Annotated in this window: 17 protein-coding genes; 16 read left to right on the forward strand and 1 reads right to left on the reverse strand. The window is 55.8% G+C overall.

Annotated elements, in window-relative coordinates:
• Positions 1-220: 220 nt before the first annotated feature.
• From SERS4_RS0118925 to gutQ, 16 genes are all read left to right on the forward strand, one after another.
• Positions 221-559, forward strand: coding sequence for a YegP family protein (locus tag SERS4_RS0118925; protein WP_017893648.1), 339 nt, complete (start codon positions 221-223; stop codon positions 557-559).
• A gap of 178 nt (positions 560-737) precedes the next feature.
• A complete protein-coding gene (gene yegQ, locus SERS4_RS0118930; protein WP_026142487.1) occupies positions 738-2,090 on the forward strand; it encodes a tRNA 5-hydroxyuridine modification protein YegQ in 1,353 nt (450 codons plus the stop codon).
• Positions 2,091-2,578: 488 nt separating this feature from the next.
• Complete coding sequence (yegS, locus tag SERS4_RS0118935; protein ID WP_017893650.1) at positions 2,579-3,496, forward strand: lipid kinase YegS; 918 nt, start codon at positions 2,579-2,581, stop codon at positions 3,494-3,496.
• 181 nt (positions 3,497-3,677) lie between these two features.
• Entirely contained in the window at positions 3,678-4,892 is a 1,215-nt protein-coding gene (manD, locus tag SERS4_RS0118940; protein WP_012146272.1) for a D-mannonate dehydratase ManD, read from the forward strand.
• Between the two features lie 14 nt (positions 4,893-4,906).
• Positions 4,907-5,923, forward strand: coding sequence for a Zn-dependent oxidoreductase (locus tag SERS4_RS0118945; protein WP_017893651.1), 1,017 nt, complete (start codon positions 4,907-4,909; stop codon positions 5,921-5,923).
• 88 nt (positions 5,924-6,011) lie between these two features.
• Positions 6,012-7,301, forward strand: coding sequence for an MFS transporter (locus tag SERS4_RS0118950; RefSeq protein WP_012146274.1), 1,290 nt, complete (start codon positions 6,012-6,014; stop codon positions 7,299-7,301).
• Positions 7,302-7,359: 58 nt separating this feature from the next.
• Positions 7,360-8,832, forward strand: a complete 1,473-nt coding sequence (locus tag SERS4_RS0118955; protein ID WP_017893652.1) for a mannitol dehydrogenase family protein — start codon at positions 7,360-7,362, stop codon at positions 8,830-8,832.
• 127 nt (positions 8,833-8,959) lie between these two features.
• The gene (locus SERS4_RS0118960; protein ID WP_017893653.1) at positions 8,960-9,646 is read left to right on the forward strand and encodes a GntR family transcriptional regulator; all 687 of its coding nucleotides are present in this window, start codon (positions 8,960-8,962) and stop codon (positions 9,644-9,646) included.
• 214 nt (positions 9,647-9,860) lie between these two features.
• Positions 9,861-10,910 carry a class I fructose-bisphosphate aldolase gene (fbaB, locus tag SERS4_RS0118965; protein WP_017893654.1) on the forward strand — a complete coding sequence of 350 codons (1,050 nt, stop codon included), beginning with the start codon at positions 9,861-9,863 and terminating at the stop codon, positions 10,908-10,910.
• Positions 10,911-11,175: 265 nt separating this feature from the next.
• Complete coding sequence (locus SERS4_RS0118970; RefSeq protein ID WP_004941528.1) at positions 11,176-11,724, forward strand: PTS glucitol/sorbitol transporter subunit IIC; 549 nt, start codon at positions 11,176-11,178, stop codon at positions 11,722-11,724.
• A 15-nt stretch (positions 11,725-11,739) separates the two neighbouring features.
• Entirely contained in the window at positions 11,740-12,720 is a 981-nt protein-coding gene (locus tag SERS4_RS0118975; protein ID WP_017893655.1) for a PTS glucitol/sorbitol transporter subunit IIB, read from the forward strand.
• A gap of 22 nt (positions 12,721-12,742) precedes the next feature.
• The gene (gene srlB / locus SERS4_RS0118980; protein ID WP_012146279.1) at positions 12,743-13,105 is read left to right on the forward strand and encodes a PTS glucitol/sorbitol transporter subunit IIA; all 363 of its coding nucleotides are present in this window, start codon (positions 12,743-12,745) and stop codon (positions 13,103-13,105) included.
• Positions 13,106-13,115: 10 nt separating this feature from the next.
• Positions 13,116-13,895, forward strand: a complete 780-nt coding sequence (srlD, locus tag SERS4_RS0118985; protein WP_017893656.1) for a sorbitol-6-phosphate dehydrogenase — start codon at positions 13,116-13,118, stop codon at positions 13,893-13,895.
• Positions 13,896-13,946: 51 nt separating this feature from the next.
• A complete protein-coding gene (gene gutM, locus SERS4_RS26545; protein ID WP_071593037.1) occupies positions 13,947-14,303 on the forward strand; it encodes a transcriptional regulator GutM in 357 nt (118 codons plus the stop codon).
• A gap of 83 nt (positions 14,304-14,386) precedes the next feature.
• The gene (locus SERS4_RS0118995) at positions 14,387-15,160 is read left to right on the forward strand and encodes a DNA-binding transcriptional repressor (protein WP_012146282.1); all 774 of its coding nucleotides are present in this window, start codon (positions 14,387-14,389) and stop codon (positions 15,158-15,160) included.
• Positions 15,153-16,124, forward strand: coding sequence for an arabinose-5-phosphate isomerase GutQ (gene gutQ / locus SERS4_RS0119000; protein WP_017893658.1), 972 nt, complete (start codon positions 15,153-15,155; stop codon positions 16,122-16,124). Before SERS4_RS0118995 ends, gutQ begins: the two co-directional genes overlap by 8 nt.
• A 61-nt stretch (positions 16,125-16,185) precedes the next feature.
• On the opposite strand, the gene SERS4_RS0119005 is transcribed toward gutQ, so the two are convergent.
• The gene (locus tag SERS4_RS0119005; RefSeq protein ID WP_012146284.1) at positions 16,186-16,644 is read right to left on the reverse strand and encodes an inhibitor of vertebrate lysozyme family protein; all 459 of its coding nucleotides are present in this window, start codon (positions 16,642-16,644) and stop codon (positions 16,186-16,188) included.
• Positions 16,645-16,669 lie beyond the last annotated feature (25 nt).

Below are 16,669 nucleotides of genomic sequence, written 5' to 3' on the forward strand. Positions count from 1 at the left end.
CTGCCTTGGCAATAATGCGGCCAGCTGCGCAAACTTTTAGTACCACAATCCGCCATTAGCTTCTCGTGCTACAGCACTTTTCGCTGGCTGAAACTCAACGCCAGCGCAAAAAAATTGCCTGTTTTTTGCGCTATGGTGCGCAAGTCAGGTTTATTAGCCGCCCAATTTCAAGCTATTGGCTACACTTACATCACTTATCGGAACCCACAGGAGAGGAACCATGGCAAACGGTCACTATGAGCTGAAAAAAGCAAAGAATGGACAGTATCACTTCAACCTGAAAGCCAGTAATGGCGAAATCATTCTGGCCAGTGAGATGTACGCCAGCAAGGCCTCGGCGGAGAATGGCATTGCCTCGGTGCAAACCAATTCTCCCCACGAAGCGCAATATGAAATCAAGCACAGCACCAGCAATCAGCCTTACTTTGTGCTGAAAGCCAAAAACCATCAGGTGATCGGCGTCAGCGAAATGTACAGCTCTGAAACTGCTGCAAAAAACGGCATTCAGTCGGTAATCAAAAACGGCCCGAACACCGACGTGCGCGATTTGAGCGCATAACATCATCTGAGCGACGCGCGATGGTCGCCATCGCGCGTTTTTCTTATGACCAGGATCAATCTCCCTGTAATAAATCCGGTTACCTGCTGATTTCTTGCCGCTCTGTCGCTACAATCCCCCGCTTTTACTGCGCCATTTGGTGGTGCGGTACTGACCTGAAATCAGACCGAGACTCATTATGTTTACACCGGAACTCCTCTCCCCGGCGGGGACGCTGAAAAACATGCGTTACGCCTTTGCCTATGGTGCGGACGCCGTTTATGCCGGCCAACCGCGTTACAGCCTGCGGGTGCGCAATAACGAATTCAATCACGAGAATCTGGCACAGGGGATTAACGAAGCCCACGCGCTGGGCAAAAGATTCTACGTGGTGGTGAATATCGCCCCGCACAACGCCAAGCTGAAAACCTTCCTGCGCGATCTTAAACCGGTGATCGACATGGGCCCGGACGCGCTGATCATGTCCGATCCAGGCCTGATCATGATGGTGCGCGAAGCCTTCCCGCAGATGGACATTCATTTGTCGGTACAGGCGAACGCGGTTAACTGGGCGACGGTGAAATTCTGGCAGCAAATGGGGCTGACGCGAGTGATCCTGTCGCGTGAGCTGTCGCTGGAGGAGATCGCCGAGATCCGCACCCAGGTACCGGAAATGGAGCTGGAAATATTTGTCCACGGTGCCCTGTGCATGGCCTACTCCGGCCGCTGCCTGTTGTCCGGTTATATCAACAAACGCGACCCCAATCAGGGCACCTGCACCAACGCCTGCCGCTGGCAGTACAAAGCGGAAGAAGGCAAAGAGGACGAGACCGGTAACATCGTTCATATGCATGAGCCAATCCCGGTACAAACCGTAGAGCCGACGCTGGGCATCGGTGCGCCGACCGATAAAGTGTTTATGCTGTCCGAAGCGCAAAAACCGGATGAGTACATGAGCGCCTTTGAAGATGAACACGGCACCTACATCATGAACTCGAAGGATTTACGTGCCATCCAGCATGTGGAACGCCTGACTCAGCTCGGCGTGCATTCGCTGAAAATCGAAGGCCGCACCAAATCCTTCTACTACTGCGCACGCACCGCACAAGTCTATCGCCGCGCCATCGACGACGCCGTCGCGGGCAAACCATTCGATCCCACCCTGCTCACCACGCTGGAAGGTTTGGCGCACCGGGGTTACACCGAAGGTTTCCTGCGTCGCCATGTGCACGAAGCCCAGCAAAACTACGATTACGGTTCCTCACTGTCTGAACGCCAGCAGTTTGTCGGTGAATTCACCGGCGTCCGCCGTGACGGTTGGGCAGAAGTAGACGTGAAAAACAAGTTCATGGTCGGCGATAGTGTCGAGATGATGACTCCCGGCGGTAACGTATTGTTTACCCTGGAGAGCATGCAAAATAAGAAAGGTGAAGCGATCGACGTGGCACCGGGCAACGGGCATATCGTTTATTTACCCATTCCGTCAGATATCGATCTCAATTACGCATTGCTGATCCGAAATTTGCCGGATACCAATAGCCCTGCGGTGTAAAAATTCCGCCCGCTATCTTTTAATGCTGGTTTTTGGCAAATATTAGAATTAGATCACATCAATTAGTGCGCAGCTTGGTTAACATCAGGCTGCTTAAAACTAAGAACGAAAAATATTTGCATAGCAATACTAGGAACCACCTCCTTAGCCGGTCCAATCTCCCTTGGACTGGCTTTTTCTTTGGTTTCAGCCCACGATTCCTTATAGCCTCGCTAATATAACGCTCCCTTATTCAAATCGTCATGTTATCCACTTTTAATAATCTGCCGTTCTTCTGATGATATAAAAATAATGCGGTAGCAATTAATTAATCCATTAACAATAATCGCTAACTTATCTAGCTTGCATATCTCAAATTAAGTCAATTTTGCAGGAATAACTTCTGCCAGGCGGCGACCAGCCAGAATTAACTGAATATTCTGATGGATTGCCACTGATGGGTAGTTTATCGTTGCCCCCTATCTGTTTACAGCCGGGAGATATTGGGAATGCATCCACCAGCACCAGCGCTGCTTATCATCAACGGCAAAGGCGCCGGCAACGAAGAAGTTCGCCTGGCGGTACAGAAATTGCGGGATGAGAACCAAACCCTGCACGTACGCGTCACCTGGGAACAGGGTGACGCCGCGCGCTATGTGCAGGAGGCCTGTCAACTTGGGGTGGCCACGCTGATTGCCGGTGGTGGCGATGGCACCATCAATGAGGTGGCAGCCGCATTGGCCGCGTTACCGGCTAAAGAACGGCCGGTATTGGGCATTCTGCCGTTGGGCACTGCCAACGACTTCGCCATGGCCTGCAATATCCCGCTGATGCCGGAACAGGCGCTGCGGTTGGCGGTCAAAGGCCGCGCCGTCCCGATAGACCTGGCAAAAGTTAACGATCATCGCTATTTCATCAATATGGCGACCGGCGGTTTTGGTACCCGAATCACCACCGAAACGCCGGAAAAACTGAAGGCCGCGTTGGGCGGCGTGTCCTACTTTATCCATGGCTTGCTCCGCATGGACACGCTCAAAGCCGATCGCTGCGAGATCCGCGGTCCGGATTTCCATTGGTCCGGTGACGCTTTGGTGATTGGTATCGGTAATGGCAAGCAGGCCGGTGGCGGGCAGCAATTATGCCCGGATGCCCTGATCAACGATGGCCTGCTGCAACTGCGGCTGCTGACTGCTGACGAACTGTTACCGACACTGATCGCCAGCCTGTTTAACGATGAAGAAAACAAAAACGTGATCGGTGCTGCCCTGCCGTGGCTGGAAATCGATGCGCCCCATGAAATGACCTTTAATCTCGACGGCGAACCGCTCAAAGGCAGGCATTTCCGAATTGAAGTGCTGCCGAACGCCATCGAATGCCGTCTGCCCCCCAACTGCGAGCTGCTTGGGCAAACCCAGTCTCCCCAATAACCGCTTAATATAGGGCTCAGACTGTGCGCTGAGCCCCCTGTTGGTCATCTGCTCTGCCCCTCTTTTTCCGCGACAAAATGTGATCTTCTCCGGCAAATTCATTAAATCATACTTGTATGGTAGTTAGTTCATGGCGTATTTTTCGTCCATTATGATGCCCAATGGGAACAGGATTAGACGTATGAAGATTATCAACGCAGAGGTTTTTGTGACCTGCCCTGGCAGGAATTTTGTCACGCTGAAGATTACCACTGACGAAGGAATTACCGGCATCGGCGACGCCACCCTGAACGGCCGCGAGCTGCCGGTGGCGTCCTATCTGAAAGATCACGTCTGTCCGCAGTTGATTGGCCGTGATGCCCACCAGATCGAAGACATCTGGCAGTTCTTCTATAAAGGCGCTTACTGGCGGCGCGGCCCGGTCACCATGTCTGCCATCTCCGCCGTAGACATGGCGCTATGGGATATCAAGGGCAAAGCCGCCAACATGCCGCTGTATCAGTTACTCGGCGGCGCATCGCGCACCGGCGTAATGGTTTACTGCCACACCACCGGCCACTCCATCGACGAAGTGCTCGACGACTACGCCAAGCATAAAGAGTTGGGTTTTAAAGCCATTCGCGCCCAGTGCGGCGTACCGGGCATGAAAACCACCTACGGCATGGCCAAAGGCAAGGGGCTGGCTTACGAGCCCGCCACCAAGGGCAACTGGCCGGAAGAACAGCTGTGGTCAACGGAGAAATACCTCGATTTCACCCCCAAACTGTTCGAAGCGGTGCGCAACCGCTTTGGTTTTGATGAGCACTTGCTGCACGACATGCACCATCGCCTGACGCCCATCGAGGCGGCGCGCTTCGGTAAAAGCATTGAGCAGTACCGCCTGTTCTGGATGGAAGACCCAACGCCTGCGGAGAATCAGGAATGTTTCCGCCTGATCCGCCAGCACACCGTCACGCCGATCGCCGTCGGCGAAGTGTTCAACAGCATCTGGGACTGCAAACAGCTGATTGAAGAACAACTGATCGACTATATCCGCACCACCCTCACCCATGCCGGCGGCATTACCGGCATGCGCCGTATCGCCGATTTTGCTTCGCTGTATCAGGTGCGCACCGGGTCACACGGGCCATCCGATCTGTCGCCAATCTGCATGGCTGCGGCGCTGCACTTTGATCTGTGGGTGCCGAACTTCGGTGTCCAGGAATACATGGGTTACTCCGAACAAATGCTTGAAGTGTTCCCACATAGCTGGAGCTTTAACGACGGCTATATGCACCCTGGCAACAAACCGGGGCTGGGCATTGAGTTCGACGAAAAACTGGCCGCCCGTTATCCGTACGAACCGGCTTATCTGCCGGTCGCGCGCCTGGAGGATGGCACCCTATGGAACTGGTAACAGGAGAAAGCGCCATGCAAAGCGTGGTCATTGAACAGCCCGGCCTGCTGGCTATCCAACAGCGCCCCCTGCCGCAACCGGCGGCCAACGAAGTGCGGGTAAAGGTTAAATTTGCCGGTATCTGTGGTTCTGATGTGCATATTTACCATGGGCATAACCCGTTCGCCCGCTATCCACGAGTGATCGGCCACGAGTTTTTTGGCGTGATTGATCAGGTAGGCAGCGATGTCAGCCCACTGCGGCTCGGTGAACGCGTCTCGGTCGATCCGGTTGTCAGTTGCGGCCATTGCTATCCTTGCTCTATCGGTCGTCCCAACGTCTGCACGGAGCTGCAGGTGATCGGTGTGCATCGCGACGGCGGCTTCAGTGACTACGCCTGTGCCCCAGCGCGCAATGCCTACCCTATTCCGGACAGCATCAGCGATCGCCACGCCGCCATGGTCGAACCCTTCACCATTGCCGCCAATATCACTGCCCATCTGCAGCCCAACGCCGATGATATCGCGTTGATCTACGGGGCCGGGCCGATGGGATTAACGGTGATCCAAACGCTGAAAGGCGTCTACGGCGTGAAACAGGTGATCGTCACCGATCGCATCCATGAACGACTGGTGATGGCACAGGAAAACGGCGCCGACTGGACATTCAATAATGCCGAAGCGTCATTGCCTGCCGAGCTGGAACGGCGCGGCATCCGCCCGACTTTGATCGTCGACGCCGCCTGCCATCCGGCCATTTTGCAAGAGGCGATCAATCTGGCGTCCCCGGCAGCGCGCATCGGCATCATGGGGTTCTCCGGCGATGCCTGCACCATTACCCAACAAAGCATCACCAGTAAAGAGCTGTCGATTTTCTCCTCACGTCTTAACAGTGCACGCTTCCCACAGGTTATCGATTGGATGGCCAGCGGGAAAATCGACCCGCAGAAACTCATTACTCACTGCGTGCCGGCCAACGAGGTCGAACAGGCGATGCTAATGTTCGAAAAAGATCAGCGCACCTGCTGCAAGGTGTTGCTGCAATTTGACTGATTGATTTACCAGGGCTGAGGGCGGCAGGAAAGCGCCCTCTACAACCATGAAACTTCGCGATTAAAACAACATTAAGTGGAGTGCATTTATGTTTAAAAACCTGCGTTGGACCATCGTATTCCTGCTGTTTATGGTTTACATGATCAACTACCTCGACCGCGTCGCGCTGTCGATCACCGTACCTATGATCGAAAAGGATCTGATGTTGAATGCCGAGCAGTTCGGCATCATCTTTGGCAGCTTCTTCTTCGGTTACGCCATCTTTAACTTTATCGGCGGGCTGGCGGTAGACAAGTTCGGCCCGACGTTGGTACTCGGCATCGCCGTCGGCCTGTGGTCTATCTTCTGTGGCATGACGGCATTAGCCACCGGCTTCTATTCCATGCTGATCCTGCGCGTGCTGTTCGGCATGGCCGAAGGGCCGATCTGCGCCTCCGCCAATAAAATGATCAACGGCTGGTTCCCGAAGAAACAGGCGGCGACCGCGATGGGCCTGCTCAGTGCCGGTTCCCCTTTGGGCGGTGCCGTGGCCGGGCCGATCGTCGGCTACCTGGCGTTGGCATTCGGTTGGCGGCCGGCGTTTATGATCATCTGCTCGATCGGCATCGTCTGGATGCTGGTGTGGTTCTTCGTGGTGGCGGATAACCCGGCGAAAAGCAAACGCGTCAGCGATAAGGAACTGGCGCTGATTAACCAGATGAAGGAAGAGACCCACAGCGCCGAAGAAGAGCTGAGCAACGCCGCACACGGCCTGGGCTACTACCTGAAGCAGCCCATCATTCTGGTCACCGCGTTCGCCTTCTTCTGCTACAACTATATTCTGTTCTTCTTCCTGAGCTGGTTCCCGTCTTACCTGGTACAGGCGCACAACCTGAACATCAAGGAAATGAGCCTCACCACCATGATCCCGTGGATTGTCGGCTTTGTCGGGTTGGCGCTCGGCGGCTATATCTCCGACAAGATTTTCAATATCACCGGCAAGCTGTTGCTGTCACGCAAGATTGTGCTGGTCACCAGCCTGCTGGCGGCGGCTGTCTGCGTGGCACTGGCAGGTACCGTCAGCAGCGTGGTACCGGCGGTGATGCTGATGTCGGTGTCGATCTTCTTCCTGTACATCACCGGCGCGATTTACTGGGCGATTATCCAGGACGTGGTGCATAAATCCCGGGTCGGTGGCGCCAGCGGCTTTATCCATCTGGTCGGCAGCGTTTCCGGCATCATTGGCCCGGTGGTGACCGGCTACATTGTGCAAAACACCGGCAAGTTCGACAGCGCCTTTATGCTGGCGGGTGGCGTGGCCGCGCTCGGGGCGGTGCTGGTTCTGCTGGTGATCAAAGCGCCACGCAATAGCGTGCAACCGCAAATCTCAAAACCCTAACGCATCCGGGGTGACAAATGTCGCCCCGTTTTCTGCCCCCACTTTCAGGAACTCCAGCATGACACTTTCCAGCAACAGCCTGCTGCCGACGGCAGTTGCGCAACCGGGTTACTCACGCGAAAGGATTAAACCGCGCATCGTGCACCTTGGCTTTGGCGCGTTTTTTCGTGCGCATCAGGCGGTTTACGCCGAAAAACTGGCTAACGAGCACGCCAGCGACTGGGGTTACTGCGTAATCAGCATGCACAACGGCCGGCAAAAAATCGCCGACCTGCAGCAACAGAATTTGTTGTATACGGTCGCCGAAATGGACAACGACGGCTGGCACGGCCAGGTGATCGGCGTGGTCAGGCAGGCGTTACACCTGCAGGTTGACGGACTGGAATCCGTGCTCGAGGCCATGGCGCAGCCGGAAGTTGCCATCGTTTCGCTGACCATCAGTGAAAAAGGCTACTGTTACCAGCCTGCCAGCGGCCAGTTACTGGCGGAACATCCTGATATCCAGCATGACATAGCCCACCCGCTGCACCCACAATCCGCCCCCGGTCTGATCCTGGCCGCACTGCGGCGGCGGCGGGAACGAGGGCTGCCGGCGTTTGCCGTGATGTCCTGCGACAACATGCCGGCCAACGGTCAGGTTACCCGCAACTTGCTCAGCCAGTTGGCTCAGCGGCAGGATGCGGAACTGGCCACCTGGGTCGAACAACAGGTCGCGTTTCCATCAACCATGGTCGACCGCATTGTCCCGGCTGTCACGGTGGAGACACGGCAACACATCGAGGCTTTACTCGGTGGCATCGCCGATCCGGTTGCCGTCGCCTGTGAGCCCTTCCGCCAATGGGTGATCGAAGATAACTTTCCGCAGGGACGTCCGGCATGGGAAAAGACCGGTGCCGAACTGGTCAGCGACGTGCTGCCCTACGAAGAAATGAAGCTGCGGATGCTCAACGGCAGCCATTCGTTTCTCGCTTATCTGGGTTATTTGGCCGGCTATACGCATATCAGCGACTGCATGCAGGACGAAGGTTTCGTTAATGCCGCACGGCACCTGATGCTGGCAGAGCAGGCATCGACGTTGCAGGTTCACGACCTGGATTTGACGCAATACGCAGACTCACTCCTGGCCCGTTACCGCAATGCCGTGCTAAAGCACCGAACCTGGCAGATCGCCATGGACGGCACGCAGAAACTACCGCAGCGCATGCTGGACGCCATTCGTTGGCATCTGGCTCACGGCAGCGATTTCAGTTGCCTGGCTTTAGGCGTCGCCGGTTGGATGCGCTACGTTGGCGGCAAGGATGAACAAGGCCGGACGATTGAGATCAGCGATCCCTTAAGTGAACGCCTCGCCGATTTGGTCAGCAACAGCCACGAAGGCCCGCAGCGGGTTCTGGCGCTGCTGCAGCTTGATACGGTGTTTGGCCACGATCTTCCTGATAACCCACGATTCGTCAGTGCCGTAACCGATTCCTATCTGGCGCTGCTGGCGCAGGGGGCCAAAGAGAGTGTGGCCAGATTACTGCCAGTTTGATCTGTATAAAACGCTGGGTGAATCCACTCAGCGTTAGGTTGTTGCATTAGGAATTATCCGCCGCGGCAGCAAGATAATCTGCTAGTATGGTGGCATCCAAATCCAAGCCAAATGACCGATCGTCACCATGTCTGAATCCTACAATCTCACTAATAGCCTCCCGGTTAATCAGCAGATCTACCGTTTCCTGCGTAAGGATATCGTCGACTGCACCATTCCCCCCGGCACGCTGTTGTCAGAGAAAGAGATCTCCACCCGCTTTAGCGTTTCTCGCCAACCGGTGCGCGAAGCCTTTATCAAGCTGGCGGAGGCCGGATTGGTGCAGATCTTGCCGCAGCGCGGGACTTTCGTGATGAAAATTTCCGCCAAACGGGTGGCCGACGGACGCTTTATCCGTCAGGCGGTAGAATGCGCAATTGTGCGCCGTGCGGCAGAGCGCATCACCCAGGAACAGCTGATGACGCTGGAGCATAATTTGCACCGTCAGGAGCTGGCGGCGCAGAACAAGCAGACGCGTGAATTCCTGGCGCTGGACGATGAATTTCATCAGTTGCTCACCCAGTTTGCCGAATGCCCGTTAGCCTGGGAGACCATAGAAACCATCAAGGCCACCATGGACCGGGTGCGTTTTCTCAGCCTGAGCGAAGTATCACCGCCGGAAAGCCTGCTGCAGCAGCATTACCGCATTTTTGCCGCGCTGAAAGCCCAGGATGCCGATGCCGCCGAGCGTGCCATCCATGAGCACCTGCAAGAGATGATCTACTCCATTACCCCCATCTCTTTGCAAAATACCGAGTGGTTCGACGCCGAATAGTCAAGCACCGACCTTCCAGGGGGCGATCGTCCCCCGCTATTTGGCTTTGCAAATGGCATTTCCTCTCAATCGCATCTATTGTTTCTCCTTGCCATCAGGATTTCATTACTATCGTTTTTACAGCTTCAATCACTGCTTTTTACTACGCGGGCAACCATTCATACCTTACTGTTTTTTGCTGCCGGTGTATTAGGAAGCTAATCAGGAGTTAATCATGACTGATATTGAACAGTTGTTAGGAAAGGAAGCGGAAGACCTGTTGCAACACCGCTGTACCACCATCCCTGCTGAAAATCTGTACCTGCCGGGCGCCGACTTTGTCGACCGGATCATGATCGATAACAACCGACCCAACACTGTCTTGCGTTCGATGCAAAGCCTGCTTAACCACGGCCGTCTGGCCGGCACCGGTTACCTGTCGATTCTGCCGGTTGACCAGGGGATTGAGCACTCCGCCGGCGCATCTTTCGCCGCTAACCCGTTGTACTTTGATCCGAAAAATATCGTCGAACTGGCCATTGAAGCCGGCTGTAACTGCGTCGCCTCCACTTACGGCGTGCTGGCTTCGGTATCGCGCCGCTATGCCCACAAAATCCCGTTCCTGGTCAAACTGAACCACAACGAAACCCTGAGCTATCCGACCCAATATGACCAAACCCTGTATGCCAGCGTCGAGCAGGCTTTCAATATGGGCGCAGTCGCGGTCGGCGCTACCATTTACTTTGGTTCAGAGCAGTCACGCCGCCAAATTGAGGAAATCTCAAGCGCCTTCGAGCGCGCCCACGAACTGGGCATGGTTACCGTGCTGTGGGCCTATCTGCGTAACCCGGCATTTAACAAAGACGGGGTCGATTACCATTCCAGTGCCGATCTCACCGGCCAGGCCAACCATATTGCCGCCACCATCGGTGCCGATATCGTTAAGCAGAAAATGGCGGAAAACAACGGCGGTTACCGCGCGGTGAAATTCGGCTATACCGACGATCGCGTCTACAGCAAACTGACCACCGACCACCCGATCGATCTGGTTCGTTACCAGTTGGCCAACTGCTATATGGGCCGCGCCGGGTTGATTAACTCCGGCGGAGCCGCCGGTGAAAACGATCTGCAGGAATCGGTGCGTACCGCGGTCATCAACAAGCGCGCAGGCGGTATGGGGCTGATTCTGGGGCGTAAAGCGTTCAAGAAATCAATGAAAGAAGGTGTCGCGCTGATCAACGCCGTTCAGGACACCTATCTGGATAAGAAAGTCACCATCGCCTGATCCCGTCACTCGCAAACCTGTTCCCCCCAGCCCGGTTCGCCGGGCTTTTTTATGCCCTTAATCTGCTCCTCCCCTCTGCTTAGCCTGACGGCTACCGCGCTTTTACCTTATTTTTCTTTCATAATTAACTTTCACAATAAAATATTTATCTTTCAAACTGTGATCTATTTAAAACAAATCAATCCATAAAGTGATTAGTGTAAGGCCCATGGCGACAGAGCCACCGTTCGCTCCAGGCCATACCTTCCATCTCAGGAGAACAATAATGATTGAGCTAATCACCCACGGCGCCGAATGGTTTATCGGCCTGTTTCAGAAAGGTGGTGAAGTGTTTGTCGGTATGGTGACCGGCATTTTACCTTTGTTAATCAGCCTGTTGGTCATTATGAACGCGCTGATCAAATTTGTTGGCCAGGAACGTATCGAACGCTTGGCGCAGCGCTGCGCGGGGAACCCGGTTTCACGCTATCTGCTGCTGCCGCTGATCGGCACCTTTGTGTTTTGCAACCCGATGACTCTCAGCCTCGGCCGTTTTATGCCAGAGAAATACAAACCCAGCTACTACGCGGCGGCGTCCTACAGCTGTCACTCGATGAATGGCCTGTTCCCGCATATCAACCCCGGCGAACTGTTCGTTTACCTCGGTATCGCCAGCGGGCTGACAACCCTCGGCCTGCCGCTGGGGCCGCTGGCGGTGAGTTATTTTCTGGTTGGCCTGTTTACCAACTTTTTCCGCGGTTGGGTAACCGATCTCACCACCAGCCTGTTCGAACGCAAGATGGGCATCCGCCTGGACCGTCAGGTACAACTTTAATCCGTGGAGTTCAGCATGAGTGCTTTTATCCGTATTGAGAAAGGCGATAGCGGCTGGGGTGGCCCGTTGCAGTTACCGATCGAGCCGGGGAAAAAAGTGGTGTACATCACTGCCGGTACTCGCCCGTCGATCGTCGACCGGCTTAGCGAACTGACCGGCTGGCCGGCCGTCGATGGCTTTAAAGAAGGCGAACCACCGGCGGAAGAGATTGGCGTGATGGTCATTGACTGTGGCGGCACCCTGCGCTGCGGTCTGTACCCCAAACGCCGTATTCCGACGGTCAATATCCACGCTACCGGTCAATCCGGCCCGCTGGCGAAATTTATCCTCGAGGATATTTACGTCTCCGGGGTACGCGACAGCAACATCAGCCGGGTTGAATCGGCAACGGAGACAGCGCAAACGGCCCCCGCCCCGCAACCCAAGGGACGGGATTATGACACCAGCAAAAAAATCACTGAACAGAGCGACGGCCTGTTGGCAAAAGTCGGCATGGGCATGGGCTCGGTGGTGGCGGTGTTCTTCCAGTCTGGCCGCGACACCATCGACACGGTACTGAAAACCATTCTGCCGTTTATGGCGTTCGTCTCGGCGCTGATCGGCATCATCATGGCCTCCGGCCTGGGGGATTTTATTGCCCACGGCCTGACGCCATTGGCCAGCAGCCCGATTGGCCTGGTAACGCTGGCGCTGATTTGTTCCTTCCCGCTGCTGTCGCCCTTCCTCGGCCCTGGCGCGGTGATCGCTCAGGTGATCGGCGTGCTGGTCGGGGTTCAGATTGGCCTGGGTCATATTCCACCCCAGTTGGCGCTGCCCGCGCTATTTGCAATTAACGCGCAGGCCGCCTGCGACTTTATCCCGGTGGGCCTGTCTCTGGCGGAAGCCAAACAGGACACGGTGCGGGTCGGCGTGCCTTCGGTTCTGGTCGGACGTTTCCTGACCGGCGCACCTACGGTGCTGATCGCCTGGGCCGCCTCGGCCTTCATCTACCAATAACTTTTACTGCCAAGGGCTAGCTATGAACACTATTTTCCAAACCACCATCACCCAGATTGGCGACAGTGCTCGCGAGGCGCTGCTGGACGACATGCTGATCACCTTCCGTGAAGGCGCACCGGCAGACATCGAAGAGTTTTGCTTCATCCATCGGCACGGCAATACCCTCGGCGAACTGCAGGCAGGCGGCTGGATGGAGTTGGCGGAGCAGCGTTATCCCATTACCGCCGTTGGCGACGTCGCCAGCCAAAACCTGCGTGAACTGGGCCACCTTACCGTGCGTTTCGACGGAGAAAGTCAGGCCGAATTTCCCGGCTCTATCCACGTGGCCGGTACCACGCCGGTTGATATCCCGTTAGGCAGTACGCTGAAATTTATCGCATAAGGAGTAAACCATGTCTGAAGTAGCTGTAGTGATTGGCGGAGGCCAAACATTAGGTGCATTTTTGTGCCTGGGACTGGCGCAGGCGGGTTACCGCGTGGCGGTAGCCGATTTAAACGCGGATAACGCCCACCAGGTGGCGCAGCAGATTAACCACCAGTACGGCGCCGGCATCGCGCAGGGTTTCCAGGCCGATGCCACCGATGAACAAAGCGTCATTGCCCTGGCGGCTGCGGTGGATAGCAAATTTGGCCAGGCCAATCTGTTGGTGTACAGCGCCGGTATCGCCAAGGCCGCACCGATCACCGATTTTCCATTAGGGGATTTTGATCGCTCGCTGCAGGTCAATCTGGTGGGATATTTTCTCTGTGCCCGCGAATTTTCTCGCCTGATGATCCGTGACGGCCTTGCCGGACGCATCATTCAGATCAACTCCAAGTCCGGCAAGGTCGGCAGCAAACACAACTCGGGCTACAGCGCCGCCAAGTTCGGCGGGGTCGGGCTGACCCAGTCACTGGCGCTCGATCTGGCGGAATACGGTATTACCGTGCATTCGCTGATGCTCGGCAACCTGCTGAAGTCGCCAATGTTCCAGTCGCTACTGCCGCAATACGCACAAAAACTGGGGATCGCGCCGGATGAAGTTGAAAAATACTACACCGACAAGGTGCCGCTAAAACGCGGTTGCGACTACCAGGACGTGCTGAATACCCTGCTGTTTTACGCCAGCGACAAGGCGTCTTATTGCACGGGGCAGTCGATCAACATTACCGGCGGTCAGGTAATGTTCTGATTAGCGATACTTCCCTCTCCGTCCGGGGAGGGAAGATAAACAGGAGACACTATGACCCAGGCATTAATCATCTTCGCCGTACTGGCCTGGCTGCTGCAAATCGCGCTCGGTTGGTGGCAGCTCCAGCGTTTCAACCGAGCCTTCGACGGCCTGTGCCAATTGGGCAGCGTCGGTGTCGGACGTTCCGGTGGGCGCTTTCGGCCACGGGTGGTGCTGGCACTGGCCTTCGATACGGAACAGCGAGTTTGCGGCAGCATGTTGATGCGTGGCCTGACCATTTTTGCCCAACCGCGGCCAATCGCCCGGTTGCATGGTCTGCACCAGAGAGACCTGAGCCCGGATGTGATCTTCCCCGAGGATCGCGCATGCCAGACAGCACTATCGTTAGCGATTGCCCCTAAATCATGATATTTTCACATTAAAAGACATTACCTTTCATATTGAATTATTCATTAAAGGGAAATGCTCAACTCTTGTGAACAGGACGGGCTATGAAACCAAAGCAGCGACAGGCCGCTATCCTTGAATATCTGCAGCGACATGGCAAAACGGCAGTGGATGCCCTGGCGGTACATTTCGCCACCACCGGCACCACCATTCGTAAAGATCTCACCCTCTTGGAAGACGAAGGCGAGGTGATCCGCACCTACGGCGGCGTAGTGCTCAGCCGCGACGATGGCGACCAGCCCATCGACCGAAAAACGCATATCAATACCGAAAAGAAACGCCAGATCGCCTACGCCGCCATCAAGTTGATCAACGACGGTGATTCGCTGATATTCGATGCCGGCAGTACGGTATTGCAAATGGTCCCGCATCTGGCGCAGTTCAATAACATCACTGTAATGACCAACAGCCTGCATATCGTCAATGCGCTGGTGGAGCTGGATAACGACCAGACCATCCTGATGCCCGGCGGCACTTATCGCAAAAAATCGGCGTCCTTCCACGGCAGTCTGGCGGAGTCGGCTTTCCAGCAGTTCAGCTTTGATAAGCTGTTTATCGGTGCAGACGGCGTGGATCTCAATGCCGGTGTCACCACCTTTAACGAAGTGCATAACGTCAGCAAGGCGATGTGCGAAGCCGCCAGCCGCATTATCCTGCTGGTGGACTCGTCAAAATTCGGCCGCAAAAGCCCCAATGTGGTTTGCGATCTGAGCGCCGTCGATACGCTGATCACCGATAAAAACATCAACCCGGATTATCTCGCCGCGCTGCAAGCGAAAGGCATCAATATCCTTCTGGTAGGAGATTCTGATGAGTAATAGTGCCGCCCTGCTGGCCTTTGCCCGCGAAACGCTGGAAATTGAGCTGGCCGAAGCACAACGCCTGCTGGCACGACTGGACGACAACTTCGTCTGTGCCTGCGAACTACTGCTGAACTGCCGCGGCAAGGCGGTGATTTCCGGCATCGGTAAATCCGGCCATATCGGTAAAAAAATTGCCGCCTCGCTGGCCAGTACCGGCACCCCGTCATTCTTCGTGCACCCGGCGGAAGCGCTGCATGGCGATCTCGGGATGATCGGTGCCGACGACGTGGTGGTGTTTATCTCCTACTCTGGCCGTGCCAAAGAGCTGGATTTGATCCTGCCGCTGCTGGCGGAAAATAACATCCCGGTGATCGCCATTACCGGCGGCAAAGAGTCACCGCTGGCCCAAGCGGCGGCCTGCATGCTGGACATCAGCGTTGAACGTGAGGCTTGCCCGATGGGGCTGGCGCCAACCTCCAGCGCGGTCAATACGCTGATGATGGGCGACGCACTGGCAATGGCGCTGATGCGTCAACGCGGTTTCAACGCCGAAGACTTTGCTCGTTCGCATCCGGGCGGCAGCCTGGGCGCACGCCTGCTAAACCGGGTACATCACCTGATGCGCACCGGCGATCGCCTGCCGCAGGTCAGCGAAAGCGCCAACGTAATGGAAGCGATGCTGGAACTGAGCCGTACCGGGTTGGGACTGGTGCCAGTGTGCGACGCGCAGCAAAAAGTGGTGGGGGTGTTTACCGACGGCGACCTGCGTCGCTGGCTGGTGAAAGGCAATAGCCTGCAGGATGCGTTAAGCCCGGCGATCACCCGCCCCGGCTACCGTTTACCGGAACAATGGCGCGCCGGAGAAGCACTGGAAGCGTTGCACGAACAGCACATCAGCGCTGCGCCGGTGGTCAATCTTGAGGGGGTGTTGGTGGGTGCCATCAACCTGCACGACCTGCATCAGGCCGGTATCGGCTGACCGCATTAACTAATGCTGCCCGTTTGTCCCCTCTCCTTTGGGAGAGGGGCTTCTAGTCCGCTTATTTCCAGTCCGGATTATTCTCGAACTGTTGCTTCAGCAGCGCCTTCATGTCGTCGTTCGGTTTACCCAACCACTGATATTTGGCGTATTTCTTCGGATGATCAATCGCTTCCGGCTTATTCGCCACCTCGACGCGTACCGCCCAGGCCTGCGACTTGTCTTCTTTAAACGCCACCATCATAAAGTTGTTGGCGCAGTCGTGGGGTTTACAGATATTACCCACCAGATAGTTTTGCCCTTTCCAGCTCAGGCTTTGCGCCGGGGTCGAAGTCCCCACCCCTTTGCGTGCCCAGCCAGGCAAGCGGGCCTGTCCCTTCACCATATTCTGCCAACTGCTCTGATAGCCAGGCTGCTGGATCACATCAGAAGTCGTGACGATCTGCTGGGCAAAGCCCCCCACGCTGAAGCTGAGCAACGCGCCGAAGATGGCGCCGCGAAGTGCGTTTTGTCCTGTCATGGCCTTCTCCCTTGATAAAATTTAA

Source organism: Serratia sp. S4, from assembly GCF_000347995.1.
Taxonomy (GTDB): Bacteria; Pseudomonadota; Gammaproteobacteria; order Enterobacterales; family Enterobacteriaceae; genus Serratia; species Serratia quinivorans.